18 protein-coding genes are annotated in these 22,493 nt (G+C 68.3%); 6 read left to right on the forward strand and 12 right to left on the reverse strand.

Going from position 1 to position 22,493, the window contains the following annotated elements:
* Nucleotides 1–399 precede the first annotated feature (399 nt).
* The 7 genes from AC5P8U_RS16395 to AC5P8U_RS16425 form a co-directional block, all read right to left on the reverse strand.
* On the reverse strand, nucleotides 400–2,046 hold the full coding sequence (locus AC5P8U_RS16395; protein ID WP_445391194.1) for an MFS transporter: 1,647 nt from the start codon (nucleotides 2,044–2,046) through the stop codon (nucleotides 400–402).
* On the reverse strand, nucleotides 2,040–3,323 hold the full coding sequence (locus AC5P8U_RS16400; protein ID WP_445391195.1) for an alginate export family protein: 1,284 nt from the start codon (nucleotides 3,321–3,323) through the stop codon (nucleotides 2,040–2,042). Before AC5P8U_RS16400 ends, AC5P8U_RS16395 begins: the two co-directional genes overlap by 7 nt.
* On the reverse strand, nucleotides 3,302–5,149 hold the full coding sequence (locus AC5P8U_RS16405) for an amidohydrolase (RefSeq protein WP_445391467.1): 1,848 nt from the start codon (nucleotides 5,147–5,149) through the stop codon (nucleotides 3,302–3,304). Before AC5P8U_RS16405 ends, AC5P8U_RS16400 begins: the two co-directional genes overlap by 22 nt.
* 119 nt (nucleotides 5,150–5,268) lie before the next feature.
* A complete protein-coding gene (locus AC5P8U_RS16410) occupies nucleotides 5,269–5,694 on the reverse strand; it encodes a DoxX family protein (RefSeq protein WP_188240890.1) in 426 nt (141 codons plus the stop codon).
* Nucleotides 5,695–5,696: 2 nt separating this feature from the next.
* On the reverse strand, nucleotides 5,697–6,353 hold the full coding sequence (locus tag AC5P8U_RS16415; RefSeq protein ID WP_005417006.1) for a hydrolase: 657 nt from the start codon (nucleotides 6,351–6,353) through the stop codon (nucleotides 5,697–5,699).
* Nucleotides 6,350–6,793, reverse strand: coding sequence for a helix-turn-helix transcriptional regulator (locus tag AC5P8U_RS16420; RefSeq protein ID WP_072167487.1), 444 nt, complete (start codon nucleotides 6,791–6,793; stop codon nucleotides 6,350–6,352). Before AC5P8U_RS16420 ends, AC5P8U_RS16415 begins: the two co-directional genes overlap by 4 nt.
* 50 nt (nucleotides 6,794–6,843) lie before the next feature.
* Nucleotides 6,844–7,176, reverse strand: a complete 333-nt coding sequence (locus AC5P8U_RS16425; protein WP_353080434.1) for a hypothetical protein — start codon at nucleotides 7,174–7,176, stop codon at nucleotides 6,844–6,846.
* A 96-nt stretch (nucleotides 7,177–7,272) separates the two neighbouring features.
* Here AC5P8U_RS16425 and AC5P8U_RS16430 point away from each other — a divergent pair, with 96 nt between their 5' ends.
* Both AC5P8U_RS16430 and AC5P8U_RS16435 read left to right on the forward strand, forming a co-directional pair.
* On the forward strand, nucleotides 7,273–10,302 hold the full coding sequence (locus tag AC5P8U_RS16430) for a sensor histidine kinase (RefSeq protein WP_088497895.1): 3,030 nt from the start codon (nucleotides 7,273–7,275) through the stop codon (nucleotides 10,300–10,302).
* On the forward strand, nucleotides 10,295–10,948 hold the full coding sequence (locus AC5P8U_RS16435) for a response regulator (protein WP_447897306.1): 654 nt from the start codon (nucleotides 10,295–10,297) through the stop codon (nucleotides 10,946–10,948). The genes AC5P8U_RS16430 and AC5P8U_RS16435 overlap by 8 nt, the downstream gene beginning before the upstream one ends.
* A 588-nt stretch (nucleotides 10,949–11,536) precedes the next feature.
* Here the strand turns inward: AC5P8U_RS16435 and AC5P8U_RS16440 are convergent.
* Nucleotides 11,537–12,730, reverse strand: a complete 1,194-nt coding sequence (locus AC5P8U_RS16440) for an MFS transporter (RefSeq protein ID WP_447897281.1) — start codon at nucleotides 12,728–12,730, stop codon at nucleotides 11,537–11,539.
* A gap of 93 nt (nucleotides 12,731–12,823) precedes the next feature.
* Between AC5P8U_RS16440 and AC5P8U_RS16445 the strand changes: the two genes are divergently transcribed.
* Nucleotides 12,824–13,753 (forward strand): LysR family transcriptional regulator, encoded by a 930-nt coding sequence (locus AC5P8U_RS16445; RefSeq protein WP_005417015.1) that lies wholly within the window; start codon nucleotides 12,824–12,826, stop codon nucleotides 13,751–13,753.
* A gap of 88 nt (nucleotides 13,754–13,841) precedes the next feature.
* On the opposite strand, the gene AC5P8U_RS16450 is transcribed toward AC5P8U_RS16445, so the two are convergent.
* Both AC5P8U_RS16450 and AC5P8U_RS16455 read right to left on the reverse strand, forming a co-directional pair.
* Nucleotides 13,842–15,299 carry an amidohydrolase family protein gene (locus AC5P8U_RS16450; protein WP_072167483.1) on the reverse strand — a complete coding sequence of 486 codons (1,458 nt, stop codon included), beginning with the start codon at nucleotides 15,297–15,299 and terminating at the stop codon, nucleotides 13,842–13,844.
* 54 nt (nucleotides 15,300–15,353) lie between these two features.
* Complete coding sequence (locus AC5P8U_RS16455) at nucleotides 15,354–16,055, reverse strand: ankyrin repeat domain-containing protein (RefSeq protein WP_088497337.1); 702 nt, start codon at nucleotides 16,053–16,055, stop codon at nucleotides 15,354–15,356.
* Nucleotides 16,056–16,170: 115 nt separating this feature from the next.
* On the opposite strand from AC5P8U_RS16455, the gene AC5P8U_RS16460 reads away from it, so the two are divergent.
* Together AC5P8U_RS16460 and AC5P8U_RS16465 are read left to right on the forward strand one after the other, a co-directional pair.
* Nucleotides 16,171–17,052: a LysR substrate-binding domain-containing protein gene (locus tag AC5P8U_RS16460; protein WP_072167481.1), complete on the forward strand. Its 882-nt coding sequence runs from the start codon at nucleotides 16,171–16,173 to the stop codon at nucleotides 17,050–17,052.
* Nucleotides 17,053–17,183: 131 nt separating this feature from the next.
* Complete coding sequence (locus AC5P8U_RS16465) at nucleotides 17,184–17,621, forward strand: DUF3806 domain-containing protein (protein ID WP_088497338.1); 438 nt, start codon at nucleotides 17,184–17,186, stop codon at nucleotides 17,619–17,621.
* A gap of 48 nt (nucleotides 17,622–17,669) precedes the next feature.
* Here AC5P8U_RS16465 and AC5P8U_RS16470 read toward each other — a convergent pair whose 3' ends face one another.
* Complete coding sequence (locus tag AC5P8U_RS16470) at nucleotides 17,670–18,830, reverse strand: amidohydrolase family protein (protein WP_227837780.1); 1,161 nt, start codon at nucleotides 18,828–18,830, stop codon at nucleotides 17,670–17,672.
* 183 nt (nucleotides 18,831–19,013) lie between these two features.
* Between AC5P8U_RS16470 and AC5P8U_RS16475 the strand changes: the two genes are divergently transcribed.
* Nucleotides 19,014–19,658: a hypothetical protein gene (locus AC5P8U_RS16475; RefSeq protein ID WP_072167478.1), complete on the forward strand. Its 645-nt coding sequence runs from the start codon at nucleotides 19,014–19,016 to the stop codon at nucleotides 19,656–19,658.
* A gap of 79 nt (nucleotides 19,659–19,737) precedes the next feature.
* Here the strand turns inward: AC5P8U_RS16475 and AC5P8U_RS16480 are convergent, their stop codons facing one another.
* The gene (locus AC5P8U_RS16480) at nucleotides 19,738–22,464 is read right to left on the reverse strand and encodes a TonB-dependent receptor plug domain-containing protein (RefSeq protein ID WP_072167477.1); all 2,727 of its coding nucleotides are present in this window, start codon (nucleotides 22,462–22,464) and stop codon (nucleotides 19,738–19,740) included.
* Nucleotides 22,465–22,493 lie beyond the last annotated feature (29 nt).

Consider the following 22,493-nt stretch of genomic DNA (forward strand, 5'->3'; position numbering starts at 1 on the left):
GCCACTTCGGTAGTGCCGGCCACTGGCCGGCACCCCGATCAATCCATCGCGATCCTGCGCAGCCGGCCAGCGGCCGGCTCTACCACCGGCAGGTCAACCGCCTCCGCTTCGGTAGCGCCGGCCGCTGGCCGGCACCCCGATCAATCCTTCGCGATCCTGCACAGCCGGCCAGCGGCCGGCTCTACCGCTGGCAGGTCAACCGCCTCCGCTTCGGTAGTGCCGGCCGCTGGCCGGCACCCCGATCAATCCTTCGCGATCCTGCACAGCCGGCCAGCGGGCGGTTCTACCACTGGCAGGTCAACCGCCGCCCCTTCGGTAGTGCCGGCCACTGGCCGGCACCCCGATCAATCCATCGCGATCCTGCGCAGCCGGCGAGCGGCCGGCTCTAGCCGCGACGGCTCAGATGTCGGCATGGTGATGTGGCACGGAGGCGGGCAGCGGATCATGGCCACCCACGAAGTGGCGCACCACCGGCGCGCGCTCTCCCCGATGCAATCCGCGTAGTTCTTCCTGGATCGCCTTGTCGTCGGCGGTGATGCGCTCGTGCTGGCGAAGGTGCTCCAGCCATGACGGGGTCACGAAATACTCAAGGTGGATTCCCGGTGTTGCCACGTCTTCGACTACGCCCCAGACCACCGCACCGTCGCGACGACGGATGGATCCCATCGCGCGCATCTGCGCCTGGAACGCGGCACGATCAGCATCATCGATGCGATACTCGATGGTGACCAGCACCGGGCCTCGATCGTTCGACACCGGCACCGACAGCTCGGGTGCCGGCCAGTGCCCGGCCGGGCGCAGGTTCAGGTCCTCGGTGCCGGCGATGCGCACGCGCCACACCAGCAATCCGCCGATCACCGCACCGGCCGCTGCCACCAGCAACGCCAGTTCGGGCGAGGTGCGCTGAGCGAGCGCGCCCCAGCTCAGGCCGCCGGCGGCCATGCCGGCAGAGAACACCATGATGTACAGCGCCAGCGCACGCGCACGTACCCATGCCGGAACCGCAGTCTGCGCAGCGATCTGCAGCGACGACAGCACGGTGATCCACGCAAAACCATTGACCAGCATCACCGCCGGAAGCACGTACCAGCTGCGGGTCAGCGCCAGCCCGACCAGGCTCAGGGCCAGCGACAACGTCGCCAGCAGTACCAGCAGGTCGCGATCCAGCTGTGCGCGCAGCTTCGGCAGCAGCAACGCACCGCCCACTGCACCGATGCCGATGCAGCCGAGCAGCATGCCGTACTGCCCCGCCCCACCCTGCATCTGCCCACGCACCACCACCGGCAACAGCGCGTTCATTGCCGCGGCGAAGAAGAAGAAGCCGACCGACTTGATCAGCACCGCCTGCAGCCGTCCGGCACGGCTGGCGTAGCGCAGGCCCGCTTTCAATCCGGCACCGAAGCCTTCCGGCGGCAAGCTCGACTGCTTTGGGTCGCGCTTCCAGCCCCACACCACGAACAGCATTGCGGCGAAGGTGATGGCATTGAAGCCGAACGCCCAGGCCGCACCCAGCTGGGCGACGATCACGCCGCCGATGGCCGGGCCGATCGAACGGGCGATATTGATGCCGATCGAGTTCAGCGCCACCGCCGAGGCCAGCATCGGCTGCGGCACCAGTTCGGAGACGATGGCGGCCTGCGCGGGCATTGCCATCGCCGCACCGCAGCCCATGCAGAAGGTCAGCAGCACCAGCAACTGCGGGGTCAGCAGGTCCATCGCGGTCAACGCAGCCATCGCTGCGGCCACCAGCAGCATCCAGCCCTGGGTCGCCAACAGGTACTTCCGACGATCGACAATGTCGGCCAGGGTGCCGGCAGCGAGCGCCAGCAGCACGATCGGCACTGTGGTGGCCGACTGCACCAGGGCCACCATCAACGGCGAACCGGTGCGCTCGGCCATCACCCAGGCGGCGGCCACATCATTGACCCAGGTGCCGATGTTGCTGGCCAGGATCGCCAGCCAGATCGAACGGAACATCTGGATCTTCAGCGGGGACCAGGCCCCTGCGGCCTGTACGGGGGGTTGCGACGCGGTTGCGTTCACCATTGCCATGCTCCAACGATCGAGGCGAACAGCGTGTCCTGGCCTCCAGCCTGCTTCAGTGCAGGACCGGCGTCGACCCAGGCCAGCTGCAGCTGCCATTGCCAGTGTTCGCTGGCCTGCCAGCGGGTTTCGGATTTGTACTGGGTGCCGATGCGGCGCGCGCCACCGGCGCTGCCCGGCAACGCCACCAGCGGCGCCGGCGTGGTGTAGACCGCATCGGCACGACGATGCTTCCAGGCCATCTGTACGCCCAGTTCCGTCGTCACCGCATCGTGCAGGCGCAGGGCCAGGGTCGGCTGCAGGTCCATCAGATTGGCCGGGGCCAGCAGGCTGGCCTCGCTGAAGTAGGCCGATTTCGGGAACAGTGCATTGAAGGTGCCCAATCGCCGGTCGTGCAGGTTGCCATCGCCACTGGCGACGTCGGCCTTCAGGCCCACGCGCGGTTGCAGCGGCACATCCCTCCAGCGCCAGCCGGTGTCGGTCGCCAGCGTCCATGCACGGATGTCGAGGGTGCCGGTGGCGGCACGCAGCTCACCGCCCTGCGCCACCAGCTCGCTGTTCCAGTCCAGTGCACCAACCTGGCCGAACCAGCGTGCACCGAGGGTCTGCCGGCGCTCGGTTCCGGAGCCCGCCGCAAAGCGCGCACCGTCGCGGCGGTAGTCCAGCAGGTACAGATCCCACTGTCCCACGCCCTGCCCGCGTGCCGCGGTGGCATAGGCACCCCACAGGTGCGCACCGTGTTCGCTGCGATCATCAAAGGCACCCGGCCGGTTCTCGACCGGCCGCAGGGCCATCAAGTCAAGCGTGCCGAGCCGCCCCTTCCAGCCCAGGCGCGCACCGTCGAAGGCCAGGCGGATGTTCGGCCCATCGCGCACCGACAACAGCCGCGAGCTGCCATAGCCGGCGTCCTGCCGGCCGAGCTGCACATGGAAGCCACCGCGCTGCCAGCGCCAGTACGCCTGCTGCACGTCCAAGGCACCACGGTCGGTGCGGCCCGGGCCGCCTGCCTTGCCATTCTCGGCATGCACGCCCAGCTGCAGTTTTGCCTGCCAGGTGTCCTCCACATAGGTGGCCGAAGCCAGTGCACGCAGCAGGCCATAGCCATCTTCGCCGCCGCCGATACCGAACCGGGTCGGGTCGTAGTACAGGCCACGCAGGCGCAGCGATGCGTCCAGCTGCAGCTCGCCGTTGCCCGCGTCGCTGCAGCGGCCGCCTTCGCAGGCCAGCGCCAGCGAGGGCACGGACAGCAGCGCCAGGCTCAGAACGCGAAGCACGAGCATCCCATCGCGCCCCAGAAGACGGTCAGGTCATCGGTGGGCGCCGCATGCTGCGCGGCATGCCCGTGAGCACCATGCGTACTGCAGGCCACACCGTGATGGTGGCGATGGGCAGCTGCCAACCCGGTGGCAGCACCGCCGACATGGTAACCACCGAACCGGTTGACCGGCGACCAGTCCGGCATCGCCGGCGGCAGCTGCGGCGCCAGCCCAGCATAATCGCCGTCGGCGTGCACGATGCGCCCGCCGACCACGGTCAGCATGCTGGTGATGTCGGCGATCTGCGCGTCGTCGACGCGGAAGAAATCGGCCGAGAGCAGGATGAAGTCGGCCAGCTGACCAACCTTCAATGTCCCCTTCACTGCTTCGTCGCCGGAGAACCAGGCGCTGCCCTGGGTCCACAGGCGCAGCGCCTGCTCGCGTTCGAGCAGGTTTTCCTCGCCATACAGGGCCAACCCGCCCACGGTGCGCCCGGTCACCAGCCAGGACAACGCCACCCACGGGTTGTAGCTGGCCACGCGGGTGGCGTCGGTGCCTGCGCCCACCGGCACGCCCTCGGCCAACATGCGCCTGACCGGCGGCGTGTGCCGTGCCGCCTGCACACCGTAGCGCTCGACGAAGGCTTCGCCCTGGTAAGCCATGCGGTGCTGCACGGCGATACCCCCACCCAGCGCGCGGATGCGCTCGATGTTGCGCGGAGTGATGGTCTCGGCGTGGTCGATGAACCAGTGCAGGCCATCGAACGGCACCTCCCGGTTGACCTGTTCGTACACATCCAGGATGCGGGTGATGCTCTCGTCGTAGGTGGCGTGGATGCGGAACGGCCAGCGCTTCTCGACCAGCAGCTTCACCACGTCGTGCAGTTCGGGCTCCAGCTCCGGCGGCAGTTCCGGGCGCGGCTCATTGAACAGTTCGAAGTCGGCGGCAGAGAACACCAGCATCTCGCCCGCGCCGTTGTGGCGCAGCAGGTCATCGCCCTGGCGCGGCTGCAGGATCTCGCTCCAGCCACGGAAGTCATCCACTTCCCTGCCCTTGTTCTGGGTGAACAGGTTGTAGGCGATGCGCACCGTCAGCTGGTCATCGCGGTGCAGCTGCTCGATGACCTGGTAGTCCTCGGGGTAGTTCTGGAAGCCACCGCCGGCGTCGATCACCGAAGTGATGCCAAGCCGGTTCAGTTCGCGCATGAAATGGCGCGTCGAGTTGGCCTGGTATTCGATCGGCAGGCGCGGGCCCTTGGCCAGCGTGGCGTACAGGATCAGCGCATTGGGCTTGGCCAGCAGCAGCCCGGTCGGGTTGCCCAGCGAATCGCGCACGATCTGGCCACCCGGCGGATCCGGTGTGTCCTTGCTGTAGCCGCAGGCGCGCAGCGCGGCGCGGTTGAGCAGTGCGCGGTCATACAGGTGCAGCAGGAACACCGGCGTATCCGGTGCGATGTCGTTGAGCTCCTGCAGCGTCGGCAGGCGCTTCTCGTTGAACTGCGCGGCGGTGAAGCCACCGACCACGCGGACCCACTGCGGCGCGGGAGTACGGTCTACCTGGGCCTTCAGCATGTCCAGGGCGTCGCCCAGCGAACGCAGGCCGTCCCAGCGCAGCTCCAGGTTGTAGTTCAGGCCACCACGGATCAGGTGGGTGTGGCTGTCGTTGAGGCCGGGCAGCAGGCGCCGGCCCTGGGCGTCGATCAAGGTCGCTTCATTGCCCCAGCCGCGCATGATCTCCTCGTCGCTGCCGACGGCCACGATGCGGCCTTCCTGTACAGCCAGCGCCTGCGCATGCGGCTGCTGCGGGTCGAGGGTGGTAATGCGGGCATTGCGGATGACCAGCGTGCTCATGCGACGCTCCTTGGAAGTGGGATCGAGTGCGGCACCGGCGCGACCTGCCAGGCCGAGCGCAACAGCGGCGCCGCTGGCCAGCACCACGTTGCGGCGGCCATGATCGAGGGGATCGTGACTCATGCGAATTCTCCCGGAAAGCGTTGGCCGTCCAGCGCCCAGGCACCGGGGCCGGCCAGCGCGAGGGCCAGCAGCACCGTGGTCCACATCAACGGGTACTCACTGCCGCCGCGCATCCAGAACCAGCCCTTGGGCAGGGCCAACAGCACGGTGAAGCCGATGAAGGCAGCCGCTGCAAGCGCAGCGATGCGAGTCTGCCACCCCAGCAGCACGGCCAGCCCGGACAACACCTGCAGCAAGGCCAACAGCAATGGCAACGGTGCCACTGCCGGCAGCCCGAAACCGCGCAGCTCGGTGGTGAAGCCGGAAAGCCCCGGCCCCCCGAACCAGCCGAACAGCTTGCCCAGCGCGTGCGGCAGCAGGAAGCCTCCTGCCGCCACGCGCAGCATCAGCAGGGCCAGGTCGAGGCCATGGCCGGCAACCATGCTCAGTGCCCGCCTTCCTGCGCACCGAACATCCGCTTGGCGTACTGGATGCCGATGCCGTAGCCGCCAGCGTGGTCGCGCGCAATGCCGGTGGTCAGGTCGTAGGTTTCACCCCGTGCCCAGTCGCGCTGCAGTTCGAGCAGGTACTGCACGCTGGTCATCGGCACCGCGCCGGCCTGCACCATGCGGGTAATCGCACGCTCGTGCGCTTCCTCGCTGACATCGCCACAGGCATCGGTGATCACATACACCTCGAAGCCCTGCGCCAGCGCCGACAGTGCCGGGCCGACGATGCAGACGCTGGTCCACAGGCCGGCGATGACCAGACGGCGCTTGCCGATGCGGTTGATCTCATCGATCACAGGCTGGTCTTCCCAGGTGTTCATCGAGGTGCGATCGAACACCGTCTGGCCCGGAAAGATCTGCGGTAGTTCCGGGAACATCGGCCCGGAGAACGACGCTTCGGCGACTGTGGTCAGCACGACCGGTACATTGAAGCCCTTGGCGCCCTTGCCGATCAGCGACACGTTGTTGCGCAGCGCGGAGATGTCGATGGTGTGGGTGGCGAACGCCATCTGCGACTGGAAGTCGATCAGCACCAGGGCGTGGTCGGTCGGCGACAGCAGCGCCGGGGCGGGAGTGGCGGTGGCAAGGCTCATGGGTGGACTCCGTTGGAAACACGATCAAGGGGATGCAACAGGGCGGCATCGCCGGCAACGTACTGGCCGGGGCTGCAGCCGGTCTCCGCGCGGAAGCTGCGGACGAAATGGCTCTGGTCGAAGAAGCCCAGCTGCTGGGCCAGGCAGGCCATCGGCAGCTGCGCGCCCGGCAGCAGCTCGCGCGCGCGCTCGATGCGACGGCGGCGGACATAGCGCAGCGGGCTGGCGCCGGTACCGGCGCGGAACAGGCGTACCAGATGGAAGCGGCTGACGCAGGCGGCCGCCGCCAGCTCGGTCACCCGCAGCGGCTGCGACAGATGCTCATCGACATAGCGCAGGGCGCGCTGCAACGCGGCGGCCTGTTGCGGTGCCAGTGAAGCGGCGGGCGGATCAGGCGGGAAGAGGGTGGCCATGCGGGACGCCGCGAAGGGGTGCCCCATGGTGCGTGACCCCTGCGTGATGCCCTACCCCCGTCGGTCGAGGCCAGCACCTACCCGAATGGGGGAGGCCGACGGCCGAGCAGGCGGCGCCCGAACAACCGCGCATCCAATGAATAGGCGCCAGGGCCCAGCATCAACAGCGCCAATGGCAGCGCCGCCTGCGGCCACGGCGCCTGCTGCGCGAACATGCCCACGGCCGCCATCAGCGCCGCCAGCGGCGTCAACGCACCCAGCACGAGCATCAGCACTGCCAGCAGGCACAACGCCGACCACCCGCCCGCCTGCATGCCGGGCGTCAACAGCGCAGCGGACAGGCACAACCGCAACCACAGCAGGCCGATGCCCGGACCGCGGTCGGGGAACATCACGAACAGGCGCTGCATGGCGAGGCTCCGGAGGGCATGCCGGCGTGATAGCCGACGCCGGCGCACGCCGCCTACCCCGTTCGGGTCACCCCGGACTGCCCCACACCTGCCAGAATGCGCGCCATGCGTGGCCGCCCCTTCCCGTCCGTGCGTCGCCTGCCGACGCTGCTGACGTGCCTGCTGCTGTTGACCTCCCTGCCCGCCTTTGCCGTGCAGCGCCCGCCGGTGAGCGGCGGGCTGCCCGATTACGAACACACCGCCTGGCGTGTCGGCCAGGGCGCGCCGGGCGATATCTGGGACATTGCCCAGGACCGTGAGGGCCTGTTGTGGCTGGCTACCGGCTCGGGCCTGTACCGCTTCGATGGCCGTCGCTTCGAACGGCAGGCGGCGCCCGCCGGCAGCCAGTTCCCGTCCACCAACATGGTCACGCTGGCGCATGCCGCCGGCGGTGCGCTGTGGATCGGCTACTTCCAGGCCGGCATCAGCCAGTTCACGCATGGGCAGCTGCGCAGCTACGGCCGCGAGCAGGGGGTGCCGGTCGGCGTGGTCCCACGCTTCAGCCAGGATCGCCAGGGCCAGCTCTGGGCGGCGATCAATGGCGGGCTGCGCCGCTTTGACGGACATCGCTGGCAGCCACTGCCGGCCGCTGCCGGCCTGCCAGAGCGCCGTGCGCAGTGGGTGCTGCACGACAGCCGGGGCAGGTTCTGGGTGCTGGCCGACCTGAAGATCTGGATGCGTGCGGCGGGCCAGACCGCGTTCGAGGACACCGGCATCGCGGTCTCGCAGATGGCGACGCTGGCCGAAAGCCCGCAGGGTGAAGTATGGCTGGCCGACCGGGTGCGCGGCACCTCGCCGCTGGCCAACGCGCAGGGTCTGCTGGCGGCCGGCGAACGTGAGGCGCGGCGGTTGCCGGAACTGGTTGCTGCGCGCCTGCAGTTCACTGCCGATGGCGCGCTGTGGGCCACGATGAGCCCGCACGGCGGCGTCGCCCGCATCACCTTCGACGGCACCCGGGCCGTGCGCATGGAACGCTTCGATACGCCGCAAGGACTGACCGCCACATCGGCAGTGCCGATCATCGTCGATCGCGAAGGCAATCTCTGGGTCGGCACCAATCTCGGCCTCAACCGCTTCCGCGCACGCAGCGTGCACGCCCTGGTGGTCGGCCCGAGCGATCCCTACCGCTCGCTGGTACGGGCCAGCGATGGGCGCGTGTATGGCTATGGCGAAGACCTCAAGCCCTACGACCTGCGGCGCCCCCTGCTGGATGGCAGCGCCACGCAGCTGCAGGCCGCCGCGCGCCAGGCACCCACGCCGATCTGGCAGTTCGACTGGGTCAACCTCGCGCGCACGGTCGCCGGCCGCACCACATTGATCCCGCTGCCGGCGCCGTTCACCGGGCAGCCGCTGCATGCCCTGTTGTTCCCCGATGACGGACAGGCCTGGGTCTGCGCCGGAGAACGCGGGGTGCTGCACTACCAGCATGACCAGTGGCAACGTGAAATCCGCCTGCCAGAGCAGGCCTGCTCATCGCTGGCGCTGGATGCCGATGGCCAGCTGCTGCTCGGCTATGCCGATGGCCGCCTGCGCCGCCTGGGTGCAAATGGCACCGAGAGCTTCGGCGCCGGGGACGGCCTGTCGGTAGGGCCGATCACTGCGATGCTGCACCACCGGGACCTTCTGCTGGTCGCCGGCGAAGCGGGGCTGGCGGCACGGCTGGGCAACGGCCGGTTCGTTCCGGTGCGCACCGACATGGCCGGCGTACTGGAAGGCATCACCGGCATGGTCGCCGATGCCAATGGACACCTGTGGCTCAACGGCAGCCGTGGCCTGGTACGGATGGAAAGCGGGTTGCTGCGCCGTGCCCTGCGCTCCGGCCTGCCAGTGACGCCACGCCTGTTCGATGCCATCGACGGCATGCCCGGCATCGCCCTGCAGAGCGGACCGATCTCCACCGCCGCCCTGGCCGACGACGGCCTGCTGTGGCTGGCCACCAACCAGGGCCTGGCCTGGCTGGACACCACCCGCTCGCACGTCAATACGATGGCTCCCAGCGTGCGTATCGGCGAGGTGCTGTATGGCAGCGAGCACGCGCCGCTACGCGATGGCCTGCGCCTCCCGGCAGGCACCAGCCAGCTGCAGATCGATTACGTGGCGCTGTCGTTGGCACGTCCGGAGCGCAACCGATACCGCTACCGCCTGTCGGGCGTGGATGATGGTTGGCAGGACGCGGGCAGCAGCACACGTGCGTATTACACCAACCTCGCGCCCGGCGGCTACCGGTTCGAGGTGGAAGCCGCCAACGAGGACGGCATCTGGAGCACCGCACCGGCCAGCCGCAGCTTCCGCATCGCTCCCACCTTCGTGCAGACCGTGTGGTTCAAGCTGCTGTGCACCGCCGCCGTGCTTGCACTGCTGGTGCTGGCGGTGCGCATCCGCAGCGGGCAGCTGGCCGCACTGTTCCGCGCGCGCCTGCAGGAACGCAATGGCGAGCGCGAACGCATCGCGCGCGACCTGCACGACACCCTGCTGCAGGGTAGCCAGGGCCTGATCCTGCGCCTGCACGCGATCAGCCAGTCAGCGCAGACACCAGAGCCGGTGCGCAGCCAGCTTGAGTCAGCGATGCAGCTGGCCGAGCGCAACCTGGCCGAGGGTCGCGAGCGGGTCAATGCGCTGCGCGAGGGGCCGTTCGCGGGTCGCGACCTCGCTTCGGCACTGGCCGATGTGCACGCCGAATACGCCGGGCATGGCATCAATCCCCTGCGCCTGACCGTGGAAGGCGCGACGCCACCGCTGCAGGCCGACGCGGCCGAAGAGGTGTTCCTGATCGGGCGCGAGGCCATCCGCAATGCGTTGCGCCATGCCAATGCCAGTGCCATTGAAGTGGAACTGTCCTATGGCACGCGTTGTTTTCTGCTGCACGTGCGCGACGACGGTGCCGGCATTGCCGACGAGAACGCCGGCCATGGCCATTGGGGCCTGCAGGGCATGCGTGAGCGCGCCCAGCGCCTCGGCGCGGAACTGCAGCTGTGGACCCGCCCCGGGCTGGGTACCGAAGTCGCGCTGGCAGTCCCGGCCCGGCGGCTGTATCACCGCCGCCGATCGCGTTGGCATTGGCCCTGGAGTAGAGAAAACCATGACTGAGTCCCCTGCCCCGATCGGCGTGCTGGTGGTCGACGACCACCCGCTACTGCGTGATGGACTGGCTGCGCTGCTGGGCGCCCATTCCGACCTGCGCCTGCTCGGCGAGGCCGCCGATGGCGAGGAAGCCATCGCGCGCTATCAGCAGCTGCAGCCAGACGTGGTACTGATGGACCTGCAGATGCCACGCCTGGATGGTGTGGAAGCCATCGTGCGGATCCGCGTGATGGATCCGCGCGCGCGCATCATCGTGCTGACCACTTACCGCGGTGACGTACGTGCGGTGCGGGCGCTGCAGGCCGGCGCCAGCGCGTACCTGCTGAAGGACATGCTGCGCCATGAACTGGTCGACACCATCCGCATGGTCGCCGGCGGCCGGCGCGCACCGATTCCCCCGGCGGTGGCAGCCAGCATCGCCGCGCACGTGGTGGAAGATCGCTTGTCGCCGCGCGAGACCGAGGTACTGCGGCACGTGGCCGGAGGGCTGTCGAACAAGCGCATCGGCGAGCGCATGCAGATTTCCGAGCAGACGGTGAAGGCGCACATGAAAAGCCTGATGGACAAGCTCGGCGTGGGTGATCGCACGCATGCGGTAACCCAGGCGCTGCGGCGCGGCATCATCAGCCTGGACGACAGCGGTCACGATTAAGGGGGGGGGTCGGCAGGGCTTGCAGCCCTGCACCCGCGGTAGTGCCGGCCGCTGGCCGGCAACTTCAACAGCAAAATCAAAAGCGCGCTCTCCGTGGAATGGCGCGGCGGTGTCGGAGTACGGGGACGCTGCAAGTACGTCCCTGTAAGCTTGGCAGCCGCATCCATGCGGCTGACACCCCGCACTCCGACACCGCCCCACCTCTGACAGATTCCGATGGCGGTTGGTAGGTGTCGACCTTGGTCGACACTTCTGTCAGATATCGAAATCAATCAGGGGTCAGATCCGTTTTCCTCCGGAAAACGGATCTGACCCCAAGAGCCATTCCAACAGAAGGCGGGGTGGGTCCGGTTGCGGGGGCGTGAGCGCCATGGATGGCGCGACCGAGCCCCCATGGGTGAGGGCGCTTCGCTTGCGAAGCATTGCTTCGCAAGCGCCCGAACGCCCAGCCGCCAGCGGCTGGGCCGGACTGGGGATTCACGGCGTCCCCCGCAACCGGACCCACCCCGCCTCCCTACAGGAACCCCGCTGTTGCTGTTGCTGTTGCCTCCAGCAGGTGCAGGGCTGCAAGCCCTGCCGAACAACCCCCTACTTCAAACGCAGTGCCAGGCTGCCGCCCGCACACACCACCGCCAGCCAGGCCACGCCGTGCCACCCCCACTGCGCCAGCGCCAGGCTGCCCAGCGCACCGCCGGCGGCCATGCCGATGAACATGCCGGTGAACAACAGCGCATTGAGCCGGCTGCGTGCCGGCGGCACCAGGCCGTAGACCAGGGTCTGGTGCGCCACCAGCGCCGACTGGAAGCCGAAGTCGAACAGCAGCGCACTCACCACCAGCAACGGCAGCAGCGCGGCGACCGGCAACCAGCCTTCGGCCAGCAGCAGGCCGAAGCCCAGCAGCGCCACCGCAATCGCCAGCCGTGCCACCGCATGGCACCCCAGTCGATCAGCGAAACGGCCGGCAAACGGCGCGGCCAATGCACCGGCCGCACCCGCAATACCAAACGCACCCGCCGCCGCACTGCCCAGCCCCAGGCGGGCATGCAGCATCAGCGCCAGGGTCGACCAGAACGCACTGAAGCCGACCGCCAGCAGCGACTGGCTGGCCACTGCACGTCGCAGCTGCGGCTGCTCACGCCACAACGCCAGCAATGAGCCCAGCAACGCCGGATAGCGCAGCGTGCTGGTCGGCGCGAAACGCGGCAGTGCACGCGCCATCACCGCGCCCATCGCCGCCACCGATACCGCCGCCAGCACGAACTGCGTGCGCCAACCCCACGCTTCAGCCACCACACCACTGACCACCCGCGACAACAGGATGCCGAGCAGCAGGCCGGTCATCACCCGGCCGACGATCTGGCCGCGCTGCGCATCCGGTGCCAGCACCGCAGCGGCGGGAACGATGTCCTGCGCCAGCGTTGCCATCAGCCCGACCAGCAGGCTGGCCATCAACAGGCCCGGCAGGTGCCCGGCCATCGCGGCGGCGCCCAGTGCCAGCGCCAGCAGCGCGGACTTCAACAGGATCAGATGGCGGCGGTCGAAGCGATCGCCCAGCGGTGCCAGCAGCAGGATGCCCAGTGCGTAGCCGAGCTGGGTCAGGGTTGGCACCAGGCCGGCGGCGCGCTCACCGGCGCCAAGGTCCTGCGCGATCAGGCCCAGCATGGGCTGGCTGTAATACAGCGACGCGACCGAGAAGCCAGCACCGGCCGCCATTGCCAGCACCAATGGGGCGGAAGGCACGGTCGCCGGTGCGGCCGCAACAGACAGCGAGGGGGTAGACATGGGGGAGCCCCGTAGAGGAAGTGGGCGTATCCTGCCTGTATTCGCCAAACGTCTGTAGTAGGCTCTGGCACATATACTTCATACGCCACACGCATGAATGACCTCGCCACCGGCGCTGATCGCCTGGATCTGCTGCGCACCTTCCTGCGCATTGTCGATGCCGGCAGCCTGTCTGCTGCGGCCCTGCAGCTGGGCACCACCCAGCCGACGGTCAGCCGACGCCTGCAGGCACTGGAGCGGCAGCTCGGCCTGCGCCTGCTGCAGCGCTCCACCCATGGCCTGCAACTGACCGAGGACGGCCTGCGCTGCCAGCGTCATGCGCAGCGCGTGGTCGACGAATGGGAGTCGCTGCAGGCCGAACTGAACGGCGAACCGGAAACGCTGCGCGGACGCCTGCGGGTGATGGTGCCGCACGCCTTTGGCCAGGCGCAGCTGCTGCCGACCATGCTCGCATTCCTCGCCCAGCACCCGCAGCTGAGCCTGGAGTGGATCCTGGAAGATCGGCGCCCGGATTTCATTGCCGAAGGTATCGACTGCGCGGTCCGGGTGGGCCCAGTCGACGAACCGCGCATGGTTGCACTGCCGCTCGCGGAAGTGCCGCGCATCGTCGTGGCAGCGCCCTCGCTGGTGGACGCCACGGCGGTCAGCACGCCGGAACAGGCACAGTCACTGCCGTGGATCTCGCTGGTCACCTACTACCGCGAACGCCTGCTGCTGCATGACGCGCAGGGACGCGCGCATACCCTTTCGATCAGCCCGCGCCTGCTCAGCGACAACCTGTTCGTGGTACAGCAGGCTGCACGCGCCGGGCTGGGCGCAGCGGTGGTCTCGGCCTGGCTGGTGGCCGACGACCTCGCACAAGGACGGCTGGTGCAGCTGCTGCCGGACTGGCAGGCGCCGGCACTGCCGGTCCACGTCGTGTTTCCTGCCGCGCGCCAGCAGCCCCCACGGCTGCGCGCCTTCATCGATGCGATGAAGGCCGCGTTGCCGCAGCTACACGGAATGCGGCCGGCACCGCGCTAGGTCACCGGCCGCATCATCCACGCATGGCGTGGATCTACTGAGGGTACGGTAGATCCACGCCATGCGTGGATTCCGTCCAACCACGCAATCAGTCAGCTTTCGCCGCCTCTGCATTCCACGCCGCGACCTTGGCCTTGGTGTCGGCCAGCATCTTGTCCAGCGCGGCGCGGTCATACACGTTGCCGCGCAGGATCACGCTGTCGATCTTCTCGGTGGCGGCGATGTCCTGCAGCGGGTTGGCGGTCAGCAGCACCAGGTCGGCGGCCTTGCCCTGCGCGACACCACCGTAGCGGTCCATCTGGCCGAACCAGGCCGGGCCGGAACGGGTTGCGGCCGACAGCGCCTGCGGCGCGCTCAGACCCTCCTTCACGAACAGCTGCAGTTCCTGGTGCAGGGCGATGCCCGGGAAGTTGAACGAGTTGAGGAAGCCCGCATCGGTGCCGGCAATGATCGTCACGCCCGCCTCCTGCAGCAACGGCAGCACGGCCGCCACCTGGTGGTACTGCGCGTGGCGCGCCTCGATCTGTGCCGGCGTCGCCTTCGCGGCGCGGTCCACGCGCCACTGGTAGGTCGCGCGCAGGCCCGGGCCGATGTAGGCCAGGTACGGATCGTTGGCGTGGTCATCCTGGTCCAGGAAATCGAGGATACGGCCACCGTTGAGGGTCGGGGTCACGAATACGCCGCGCTTGGCGAAATCACGGTAGGCGTGCATCGCGGTGTCACGGTCGAAGCTGGCGTCGAGGCGGCGATTGGCTTCCGCGCGGTCGATGCGGCCGGCGCCGAAGTCGGCGGCGATCTTCGCTTCGTCCTTGCTGCCGGCCTTGAATGCGTAGTCCAGGTGCTCGATCGAGGCCAGGCCGGCATCGACCGCCTGCTCCACCGTCAGCGCCATCGGAATGTGGCCCGAGGCCTTGAAGCCGGCCTTGCGCGCTGCGCTGGCCGAATACAGGAACAGATCCGGCTTCAGCGTGCTGTCGGTGATCTTCACGAAATCGACCTTATCGTGCTGCAGTCGGGTGATCGCCTTGTCGACGTCGGCCTCGCTACCCACTTCGATCGTGCCCTTCCAGACCGGCTTGATGCCTTCGATCTTCGCGCCCGAGCTGAGCAGGCGCGGGCCGAACAGCGTGCCCCTGGCGATCTCACCACGCCACTGCAGCACCTGCTCGGGCAGATCGCCGGAACAGTCACGCACGGTGGTGATGCCGTGCGCGATGTACAGCGGCAGCAGCGCCTTGTTCTCTTCGATCAGCGCCGGGCCGCCACCGAAGTGCACATGCATGTCCCACAGGCCCGGGATCAGGTATTTGCCCTTGGCATCGATCTGGCGGGCCGCGCTCCACTGGCCGCGCAGCTGCGCGTCCGGGCCCACCGCGACGATGTCCTCGCCGCGGATCACCACGCTCTGCCCGGCCCGCGCGCTGGCGTGCTCGACGTCGACCACGATGGCATTGCGGATCAGCAGGTCGGCGCGCTCGGCAGCAGATGCCGACAGCGGCGCCACCGCAAGAAGGATGGCAAGGGACAACGGGCGGGAACGGAACATGATGGACAGCATCCTGGTAGGCACGGCCAGCGTGCGGGTGGAAGGAGTAGCGGTTCAGCGCGCCGCGCCGTGCTGGCGCAGCAGGGTTTCAATGCCGGCATAGCCACGCTGGCGCGCGTGCGCCAGTGGCGTTACGCCATCGCCGTCGGCCAGCTCCGGGTCGGCACCGGCCTCCAGCAACAGCTGCACGATCTGCACATGGCGTTCACCACCGTCGCCAAGCAGGATCGCTTCCAGCAGCGCGGTCCAGTGCAGGCGGTTGACGTGGTCCACCGCCACACCTGCACGCAGCAGCATGCGCACGGTGGTGACGTGGCCGCGCTCGGCGGCCGGAATCAACGCAGTGCCCCCATAGCGGTTGGTGCTGCGCAGATCGGCGCCGTGCGCCAGGGTCATCGCCAGGATCTCATCCAGGCCGCGCGCGCCGGCATACAGGTAGGCACTGTCCTGCAGCGCATCCTTGGCATTGACGTCCGCCCCGGCCTCGATCAGTTCGCGCGCGGCATCCACGTTGTTGCCCTGCGTGGCCAGCAGCAGCGCCGTGCGGCCCTGGCCATCGCGCGCCTCAAGATCAGCACCATCGGCCAGTGCGCCGCGCACCGCCTCGGCATCGCCGCGGCTGGCGGCATCACGCAGGCGCGCGTCTGCGTCAGCTCTGGAGCTGGCAGTGCAGGCAGGGGTGACCATGGCCAGCAGACACAACAACAGCACGCGCGTGAACGGTGCAGGCCAGCCAGCAGGGCAATGGAAGCGCATCACGGTGTCTCCTTTTCTCCATCGCCGCGGGGCGATGGTCGCAGGGGCCGCGCATTGCCGGCCCCTGCCCCGCATGGTAGAAGTCGGCCTGGGTATCCAGAAGTGAAATGTTCAAATGCAAGACAGTGCCAAATCGAATAGAACCCTGTTCGAACTGGACCTGCTGCGGGCGCTGGTGATGGTGGCCGACTGCGGCAGCTTCACCACGGCGGCCACGCGCCTGCATTCGACGCAGTCCACGGTCAGCCAGAAGGTACGGCGGCTGGAGGAACTGGCCGGGCATCGCCTGCTCGAGCGCGGCCACCGCGATGTACACCCCACCGACGCCGGCCACACCCTGCTCGGCTATGCGCGGCGCATGCTCGACCTGAACGAGGAAATGGCACAGGCGCTGGCCGGCGCGACGGTGGAAACCGCGGTCCGCATCGGCGTACCCGAAGACTTCGTCAACCCGCAGACCACTCGCATGCTGGCCGCCTTCAGCCGCCGCCACCCGCAGGTGAAGCTGGAGATCAGCAGCGGCCTGAGCCGCGCCCTGGCACAGGGTTTCGACCACGGCGAGCTGGACCTGGTGCTGGTCAAGCAGCGCCGCAACAGCCGCCAGGCGGTGCACTGCCGCCGCGAGCCGATGCACTGGATCGACAGCCTGCGCAGCAGCTGCCTGCAGCAGGACCCGCTGCCGCTGGTCACCTTCCCGCCGCGAGGGCTGTACCGCGACGAGATGATCCACGCCGTGGAAGCGCTGGGCCTGCGCTGGCGCATTGCCTTCACCAGTTCGTCGCTGAGTGGCATCCAGGGCGCGGTGGCTGATGGCATCGGCATCAGCCTGCTGCCGCGCCGCGCGGTCACGCGCGAGCACCGCATCATCGATGGCGAGCGTGGGCTGCCGGTGATCGACAACTACGAAATCGGCCTGCTGCATCGTGCCGATGCCGATGATGCGGTGCGGGCACTGGCCAGCGAGCTGTGGCGGCAGGTACAGCGCGAACCGGATTGACCACGGTAGGTCCACGCCACGCGTGGATGCCTTACGCGCATTGATCATCGATATCTGATCAATCTTGCCGCACGGCAGGCATCATGGCCTCGTACAGTGCCCCTTGATTCCGTGCTCCACGGCGCCTCGCCATGTCCGACGAAACCCCGACCCGCTTCGATCCCCTGCCTGCGGCGCTGCAGACGCACCTGCAGCACCAGCGTGCACTGATCGCCGCGCGCGTGGCCGCCAGCTTCCCGACGTTGCCGGTGCAATGGCCGCTGGCCGCCAGCACATTGCAGCGCGTGGTCGATGCCGAACTGATCGATCGTGACGACTGCGGCGGCTGGGAAGCCCTGGGCGTGGCGTTCGGTGACACTCTGGCGCAACGCGTGCCGGGCCTGGCCTGGATGCAGGTCACCGATGCCTGGGGCATCGACGCGGTGCTGCGCCATGCCGACAGCAACTTGCAGATCGGCGCCGGCACCCTGCTGCTCAAGCGCGTGGAGCAGGGCGAGGTCATCGACATCGCCCATCTGCTGGCGTGGCTGGAAGAGTTCGTCGCCACCCGCGCAGACGATTACGCCTGAAAGCCGCCGGGCATGGCTCGGCACTACACGGAGCTGGCGCGGCGTGGTCTACAGCCAACGGCCATCCACCACTACCCGGCGCTGCACCGGCACCCCGGCCACGGCAGCCGGGCCATGATCGGCCCGCACGGCCACGAAAGTGGCCGGATGCCCTTCCACGAGACCGTATTGCGGCAGCCCGATCACCTGCGCCGCATGGGTCGTGACCATGTCCAGCGCCAGCATCAGGTCGGCATCGGTGTAGAAGCCCGAGCGGTAGCCCAGCAGCATCGCCCGCTGCAGCAGATCGCCGTTGCCGTAAGGCCACCAGCAGTCGCGGATGTTGTCGTTGCCGGCGAACACGCGCACGCCCGCATCATGCAGTGCGCGCAAAGGCGGAAATGGATGATCACCCGGCGCGTTGCTCATGATCGCCACACCCGCCGTGGCCAGCGCCTCGCCCACCTGCAACGCGCGCGCCAGCGGCACGTCGCCCAGCGAGTAGGCATGACTGACCGCCACCCGCCCCTGCAGGCCAGCGGCCCGGGTCCGCGCGGCAATGCGCAGCAACTGGGCCAGTCCGGTTTCGCCGGGGTCGTGCAGGTGGATGTCGAGGCGCACGCCATAGCGCTCGGCCAGGCCGAACAGCAGTGCCAGCTGGCCCTCAGCATCGCCATCCAGCGTGGTCGGGTCGATGCCTCCCAGCACCTCCACGCCCGCTGCAAGGGCCTGCTCAAGCACGGCGGCGGTACCCGGACAGGACATCACCCCGGCCTGCGGGAACGCCACCAGCTGGATCCGCATGATGTCGGCGCAGCGCAGCGCCGCCTCGCGCACCGCTTCGAGATGACGCAGGCCCGTGCTGCCGTCGATGTCGACGTGGCAGCGCATGGCCACCGTGCCGAAGCGGCTGCACTGGCGGATCAATGCCTCGGCACGGTCCACCATCGGCGCGGCACCCGCTACCGCGGCCTTCTCTACCGCCAACCGCTCACGCAGGCTGTTCACCGGTTGATGCGGGTGCCAGCGGTCGCCGACAAAACTCTTGTCCAGATGGATGTGGCCGTCGACCAGCCCGGGCAGGACCGCGAAGCCCTGCAGGTCGACGCATTCCGCCCCGTCGGCCGGCGAGGCCTCGCCATTGAGGCCACTGATGCGGCCGTCACGGATATGGAAATGCAGTGGCGCGCCGTAGCGGTCTACACCGCCATGGACGAACTGAAGCGTCATCGGAAACTCCCGGAAAGCCAAGTCATGACGCCATCCTGCGCGCCCGCGCTGCCATCGGCCAACGAAATATCTGGATGCCACATATTCACCAATCCGATGAACGCGGTTGCGACGGAGCTCGCAGCCACGCCGTGCACACGCCTGAACGGGTACCATAGGCACCTGTTTCCGCTGTGATGCCGCATGGGCCCGTCCGACCGCCACGATCGCCTCCGCCGCTGGCAGGCCGCGTCCCTGCTCGCTGCTGCCCCGATGGCCAGCCTGTCCGCCGCCGATACGGCCGCCACCGCGCCGCTGCAGGCGCCGCCGGGCCAACAGCGCATCGCATCGGCTGCCCTCGTCGAGCGGTTGCACCAGCGTGTGCTGTCCGGGCAGAGCGCCACCGCCACCCTGGAACACTGGTGCGCCGAACACGGCCTGGCCGAACAGGCGCGGGTGCGCGCGGTGCGTGTGCATGGCCAGGACAAGCCTGCCCCTGCCGATGTGCTGCAGGCGCTGGGTGCGACGCAGCCTGGCACCGCGCTGCGCTACCGCCGGGTACAGCTGGTCTGTGGCAGCCGCGTGCTGTCCGAGGCCGACAACTGGTACCTGCCGGACCATCTCAGCCCGGCCATGAACCAGGTGCTGGACAGCACCGACGAACCCTTTGGCCGCGTGGTCGGCCCGCTCGGTTTCCAGCGCCAGACCCTGGCTGACCAGACGTTCTGGCCACCGCGTGGCGAAGGCGACGACGGCGTGGTCCTGGAAGTGCGCGCGCTGCTACGCGATCGCCAGCAGCAGCCCTTCAGCTACGTCATCGAGTCGTACCTGCAACAGGCGCTGCCCTAGCCGACCGGCGCGCGCCATCACCGCGGTGTCTAGACAGCAGAAGGCCCGGCATTGCCGGGCCTTCTGTCTGCCCGCCCGATCAGCGGAACCGGTAGTCCAGCTGCAGCCAGTACTGGCGGCCATACGGGTCGTAGTTGCCGACCGGGTAGAACGGCCAGCCGCCCCCGTTCCTGTCCGCCGGCGGGCGGCTGTCACGCAGGTTGTTGACGATCACGCCCACCGACAGGTTCTCGCCGAACTGGCGGAACACGCTGGCGTTGTAGGTCATGTACGGCGCGATGCGGCCACTGCCATCGGTCTTCGGCAGTGAACCGAAACGATTGCCGTACAGCGTGGTGGTCCAGTCGCCCTGGTTCCAGGTGATGCTGCCATTGGCCTTGCTGCGCCACTGGTAGTCATCCAGTGAATTGCGGATGTCACGCTCCGGATCATCGGAGAACTGCCGGTATTTATGCTCCAGCACCACGGTATAGGCCAGGCGCGTGGTGAAGCGGCCATAGCGGCCGGCGTCGAAGCGCCAGTTGCCCTTCAGGTCCAGGCCGCGCACCGACTCGGAGGCCGCGTTGATCGGATTGATCAGCACGCGGGTTACCTGGTCCGGCTGCACCGTGGCATTGGACGGGTTGCGGATCACCCGCGACAGCGCGTCCTGGCACAGCGGTGAACCGATATCGCGCGCTTCGCCACCCAACGTGCGTCCCAAGCGGCAATCGGCTTCATCACGAAGAATACGGCTGGTGTCGAGGCTGGTGACCTCATTGTCGATGCGGATGTCGTAGTAGTCAGCACTGAAGTCCAGCCCGGACAGCGGCGACCAGACCACGCCGAACCCATAGGATTTGGCGGTTTCCGGCTGCAGCTGTGCGTTGGCACGGTTGCTGTAGTCGATCGACAGGCCGTTGTAGTCGCAGTTGTCGTACGACTGGCCTGCAGTACGGCAGCGCCAGTAATCGGTCATGCCCGGGTTGTAGCCGCGGGTCTCGGTGGCAAACACGTAGTTCATGTCCGGTGCACGGAAGCTGGTCGCAGCAGAGCCGCGGATCAACAGGCTCTCGATCGGGCGGAACTCGACGCCGAAGCTCCAGGTCGCCTTGCCGATGTGCTCGCCGCCTGCGCGGTACTGGTCGTAGCGGCCGGCCAGCGTGGTGGTCAGCGATTGCAGCAACGGCAACTGCAGTTCAACGCCGGCCGCATAGCGATCACGATCACCGCCGGCGCCGATACCGGCGCTGGTGTTCCAGAACTCGCCGGTGCCCAGGCGCGGGTCCGGGCGGTTGCGGTAGCCCTGGCTGCCGGCCTCGACCACCGCCGCCAGCGCAGCATCGCCGCCCGGCAGTGCGAACAGGCGGCCATTGATGCTGGCGCTGAAGGTCTGCAGCCACGCCGCGTTGCGACTTTCCTGATAGTCGGACAGGCCCTCGTACTCGTTCGGAGTCAAAGGCTTGAACAGGCGCACCGGGTCCGGCGCATAGACCTCCACGCCATTGCGCACGCCCAGCTTCGGGCCCAGCAGGTACTCGTTGATGCCGGCCAGCAGCACCGGGCGACGGGTGCGGTTCTCGTAGCGCGAACGGCTGTAGACCGCCTCGTAGTCCCAGCCGCTGTCGCCGATCTGGCCGCGCGCGCCCAGGTTGAACGACCACGAGTTCTCCAGGAACCGATTGGCATTGCGCGGCAGGCCACCGATTTCCTCCGGCGCGAAGCGGCGGTACCAGCTCTCCAGGTTCCCGCTGTTCTGGTTGTAGAAGTAGTTGCGTGACGACGTCCAGGTCGGCGCACGCGTGTTGTTGTAGATGCGCGCGCTGCCCACGGCGACATCGGCGAACAGGTCGGTGGTGTCGTTGACGTGGAAGGTCAACAGGCCATAGCCATTGAGGTTGCGCTTCTGGGTCTGCACGGTCCAGTAGCTGGCGGCGGCCTCGTTGCTGCCGCAGTACCAGCCCTGGCGCGGGTTGTTGGCACGGAACACGCTGCCGCCATAAATGCCCGACGCTGCGTCGCAGCCGCTCACGCCCGGATCGATGTTGCGGCCGGTGGCAGCATTGCGGCGATAGGCGATCGCGGTCGCCTGCGGCGCCTTGCCGGCCGGATCATCGTCCAGTGAATCCATGAAGTCGCGTTGGCGCGCGTGAATCGCCTTGCGCACGTCGAACTCGAAGCCGAACAGCGCATCCCAACGCTCGCCGGAACTGCCACCGACCACCTGCGCCCGCTGGTTGTCACCCCCGCCCTGCTGGGTGCCGCCGGCGCGCACGTTCACGTCCACGCCTTCAAAGCGGTCCTTGAGGATGATGTTGACCACGCCGGCGATGGCATCGGAGCCATACACCGCCGACGCACCCGCGGCGAGCACCTCGATGCGCTCGATCAGGGCGCTGGGAATGTTGGCGAGGTTGACCACGTTCACCGAGCCCTCGTAGGCCAGCGGGTAGTCGGCCTGGCGGCGGCCGTTGACCAGCACCAGCGTGCGGTTCGGACCCAATCCACGCAGGTTGATGGTGTTGGCGGCCGGTGTGAACGTATTGCCGAAGTCCTCGCCCTGCACGTTGCCGGTGTTCTCGGTCAGCGCGCTCAGCGCGTCGAAGGCATTGCGGTAGCCCTGCGCATCGATCTGCTCGCGGCTGATCACCGTCACCGGCGAGGGCCCCTCGACACTGGCACGGGGAATGCGCGAGCCGGTGACCTTCACTTCCTGCAATGTGGTGGGTGCGCTTTCCTGCGCGAAGGCCGGCAGCGAGACCAGCATCAGGGACGACAGCGCGAGCACCAGCGGACGCGGGCGCAACGCCTTGTGGGAGGCGGACATGGGCTTCCTGGGGGAGTGGGCGGGTGGTA

It is taken from the genome of Stenotrophomonas sp. YJH_SMC_81 (genome assembly GCF_059370875.1).

What these genes read in the sequence shown, in the direction of transcription:
- AC5P8U_RS16395 (WP_445391194.1), bottom strand. Translation starts at nt 2,046, where the DNA reads ATGGTGAACGCAACCGCGTCGCAACCCCCCGTACAGGCCGCAGGGGCC.
- AC5P8U_RS16400 (WP_445391195.1), bottom strand. Translation starts at nt 3,323, where the DNA reads ATGCTCGTGCTTCGCGTTCTGAGCCTGGCGCTGCTGTCCGTGCCCTCG.
- AC5P8U_RS16405 (WP_445391467.1), bottom strand. Translation starts at nt 5,149, where the DNA reads ATGAGCACGCTGGTCATCCGCAATGCCCGCATTACCACCCTCGACCCG.
- AC5P8U_RS16410 (WP_188240890.1), bottom strand. Translation starts at nt 5,694, where the DNA reads ATGGTTGCCGGCCATGGCCTCGACCTGGCCCTGCTGATGCTGCGCGTG.
- AC5P8U_RS16415 (WP_005417006.1), bottom strand. Translation starts at nt 6,353, where the DNA reads ATGAGCCTTGCCACCGCCACTCCCGCCCCGGCGCTGCTGTCGCCGACC.
- AC5P8U_RS16420 (WP_072167487.1), bottom strand. Translation starts at nt 6,793, where the DNA reads ATGGGGCACCCCTTCGCGGCGTCCCGCATGGCCACCCTCTTCCCGCCT.
- AC5P8U_RS16425 (WP_353080434.1), bottom strand. Translation starts at nt 7,176, where the DNA reads ATGCAGCGCCTGTTCGTGATGTTCCCCGACCGCGGTCCGGGCATCGGC.
- AC5P8U_RS16430 (WP_088497895.1), top strand. Translation starts at nt 7,273, where the DNA reads ATGCGCGCCATGCGTGGCCGCCCCTTCCCGTCCGTGCGTCGCCTGCCG.
- AC5P8U_RS16435 (WP_447897306.1), top strand. Translation starts at nt 10,295, where the DNA reads ATGACTGAGTCCCCTGCCCCGATCGGCGTGCTGGTGGTCGACGACCAC.
- AC5P8U_RS16440 (WP_447897281.1), bottom strand. Translation starts at nt 12,730, where the DNA reads ATGTCTACCCCCTCGCTGTCTGTTGCGGCCGCACCGGCGACCGTGCCT.
- AC5P8U_RS16445 (WP_005417015.1), top strand. Translation starts at nt 12,824, where the DNA reads ATGAATGACCTCGCCACCGGCGCTGATCGCCTGGATCTGCTGCGCACC.
- AC5P8U_RS16450 (WP_072167483.1), bottom strand. Translation starts at nt 15,299, where the DNA reads ATGTTCCGTTCCCGCCCGTTGTCCCTTGCCATCCTTCTTGCGGTGGCG.
- AC5P8U_RS16455 (WP_088497337.1), bottom strand. Translation starts at nt 16,055, where the DNA reads ATGCGCTTCCATTGCCCTGCTGGCTGGCCTGCACCGTTCACGCGCGTG.
- AC5P8U_RS16460 (WP_072167481.1), top strand. Translation starts at nt 16,171, where the DNA reads ATGCAAGACAGTGCCAAATCGAATAGAACCCTGTTCGAACTGGACCTG.
- AC5P8U_RS16465 (WP_088497338.1), top strand. Translation starts at nt 17,184, where the DNA reads ATGTCCGACGAAACCCCGACCCGCTTCGATCCCCTGCCTGCGGCGCTG.
- AC5P8U_RS16470 (WP_227837780.1), bottom strand. Translation starts at nt 18,830, where the DNA reads ATGACGCTTCAGTTCGTCCATGGCGGTGTAGACCGCTACGGCGCGCCA.
- AC5P8U_RS16475 (WP_072167478.1), top strand. Translation starts at nt 19,014, where the DNA reads ATGGGCCCGTCCGACCGCCACGATCGCCTCCGCCGCTGGCAGGCCGCG.
- AC5P8U_RS16480 (WP_072167477.1), bottom strand. Translation starts at nt 22,464, where the DNA reads ATGTCCGCCTCCCACAAGGCGTTGCGCCCGCGTCCGCTGGTGCTCGCG.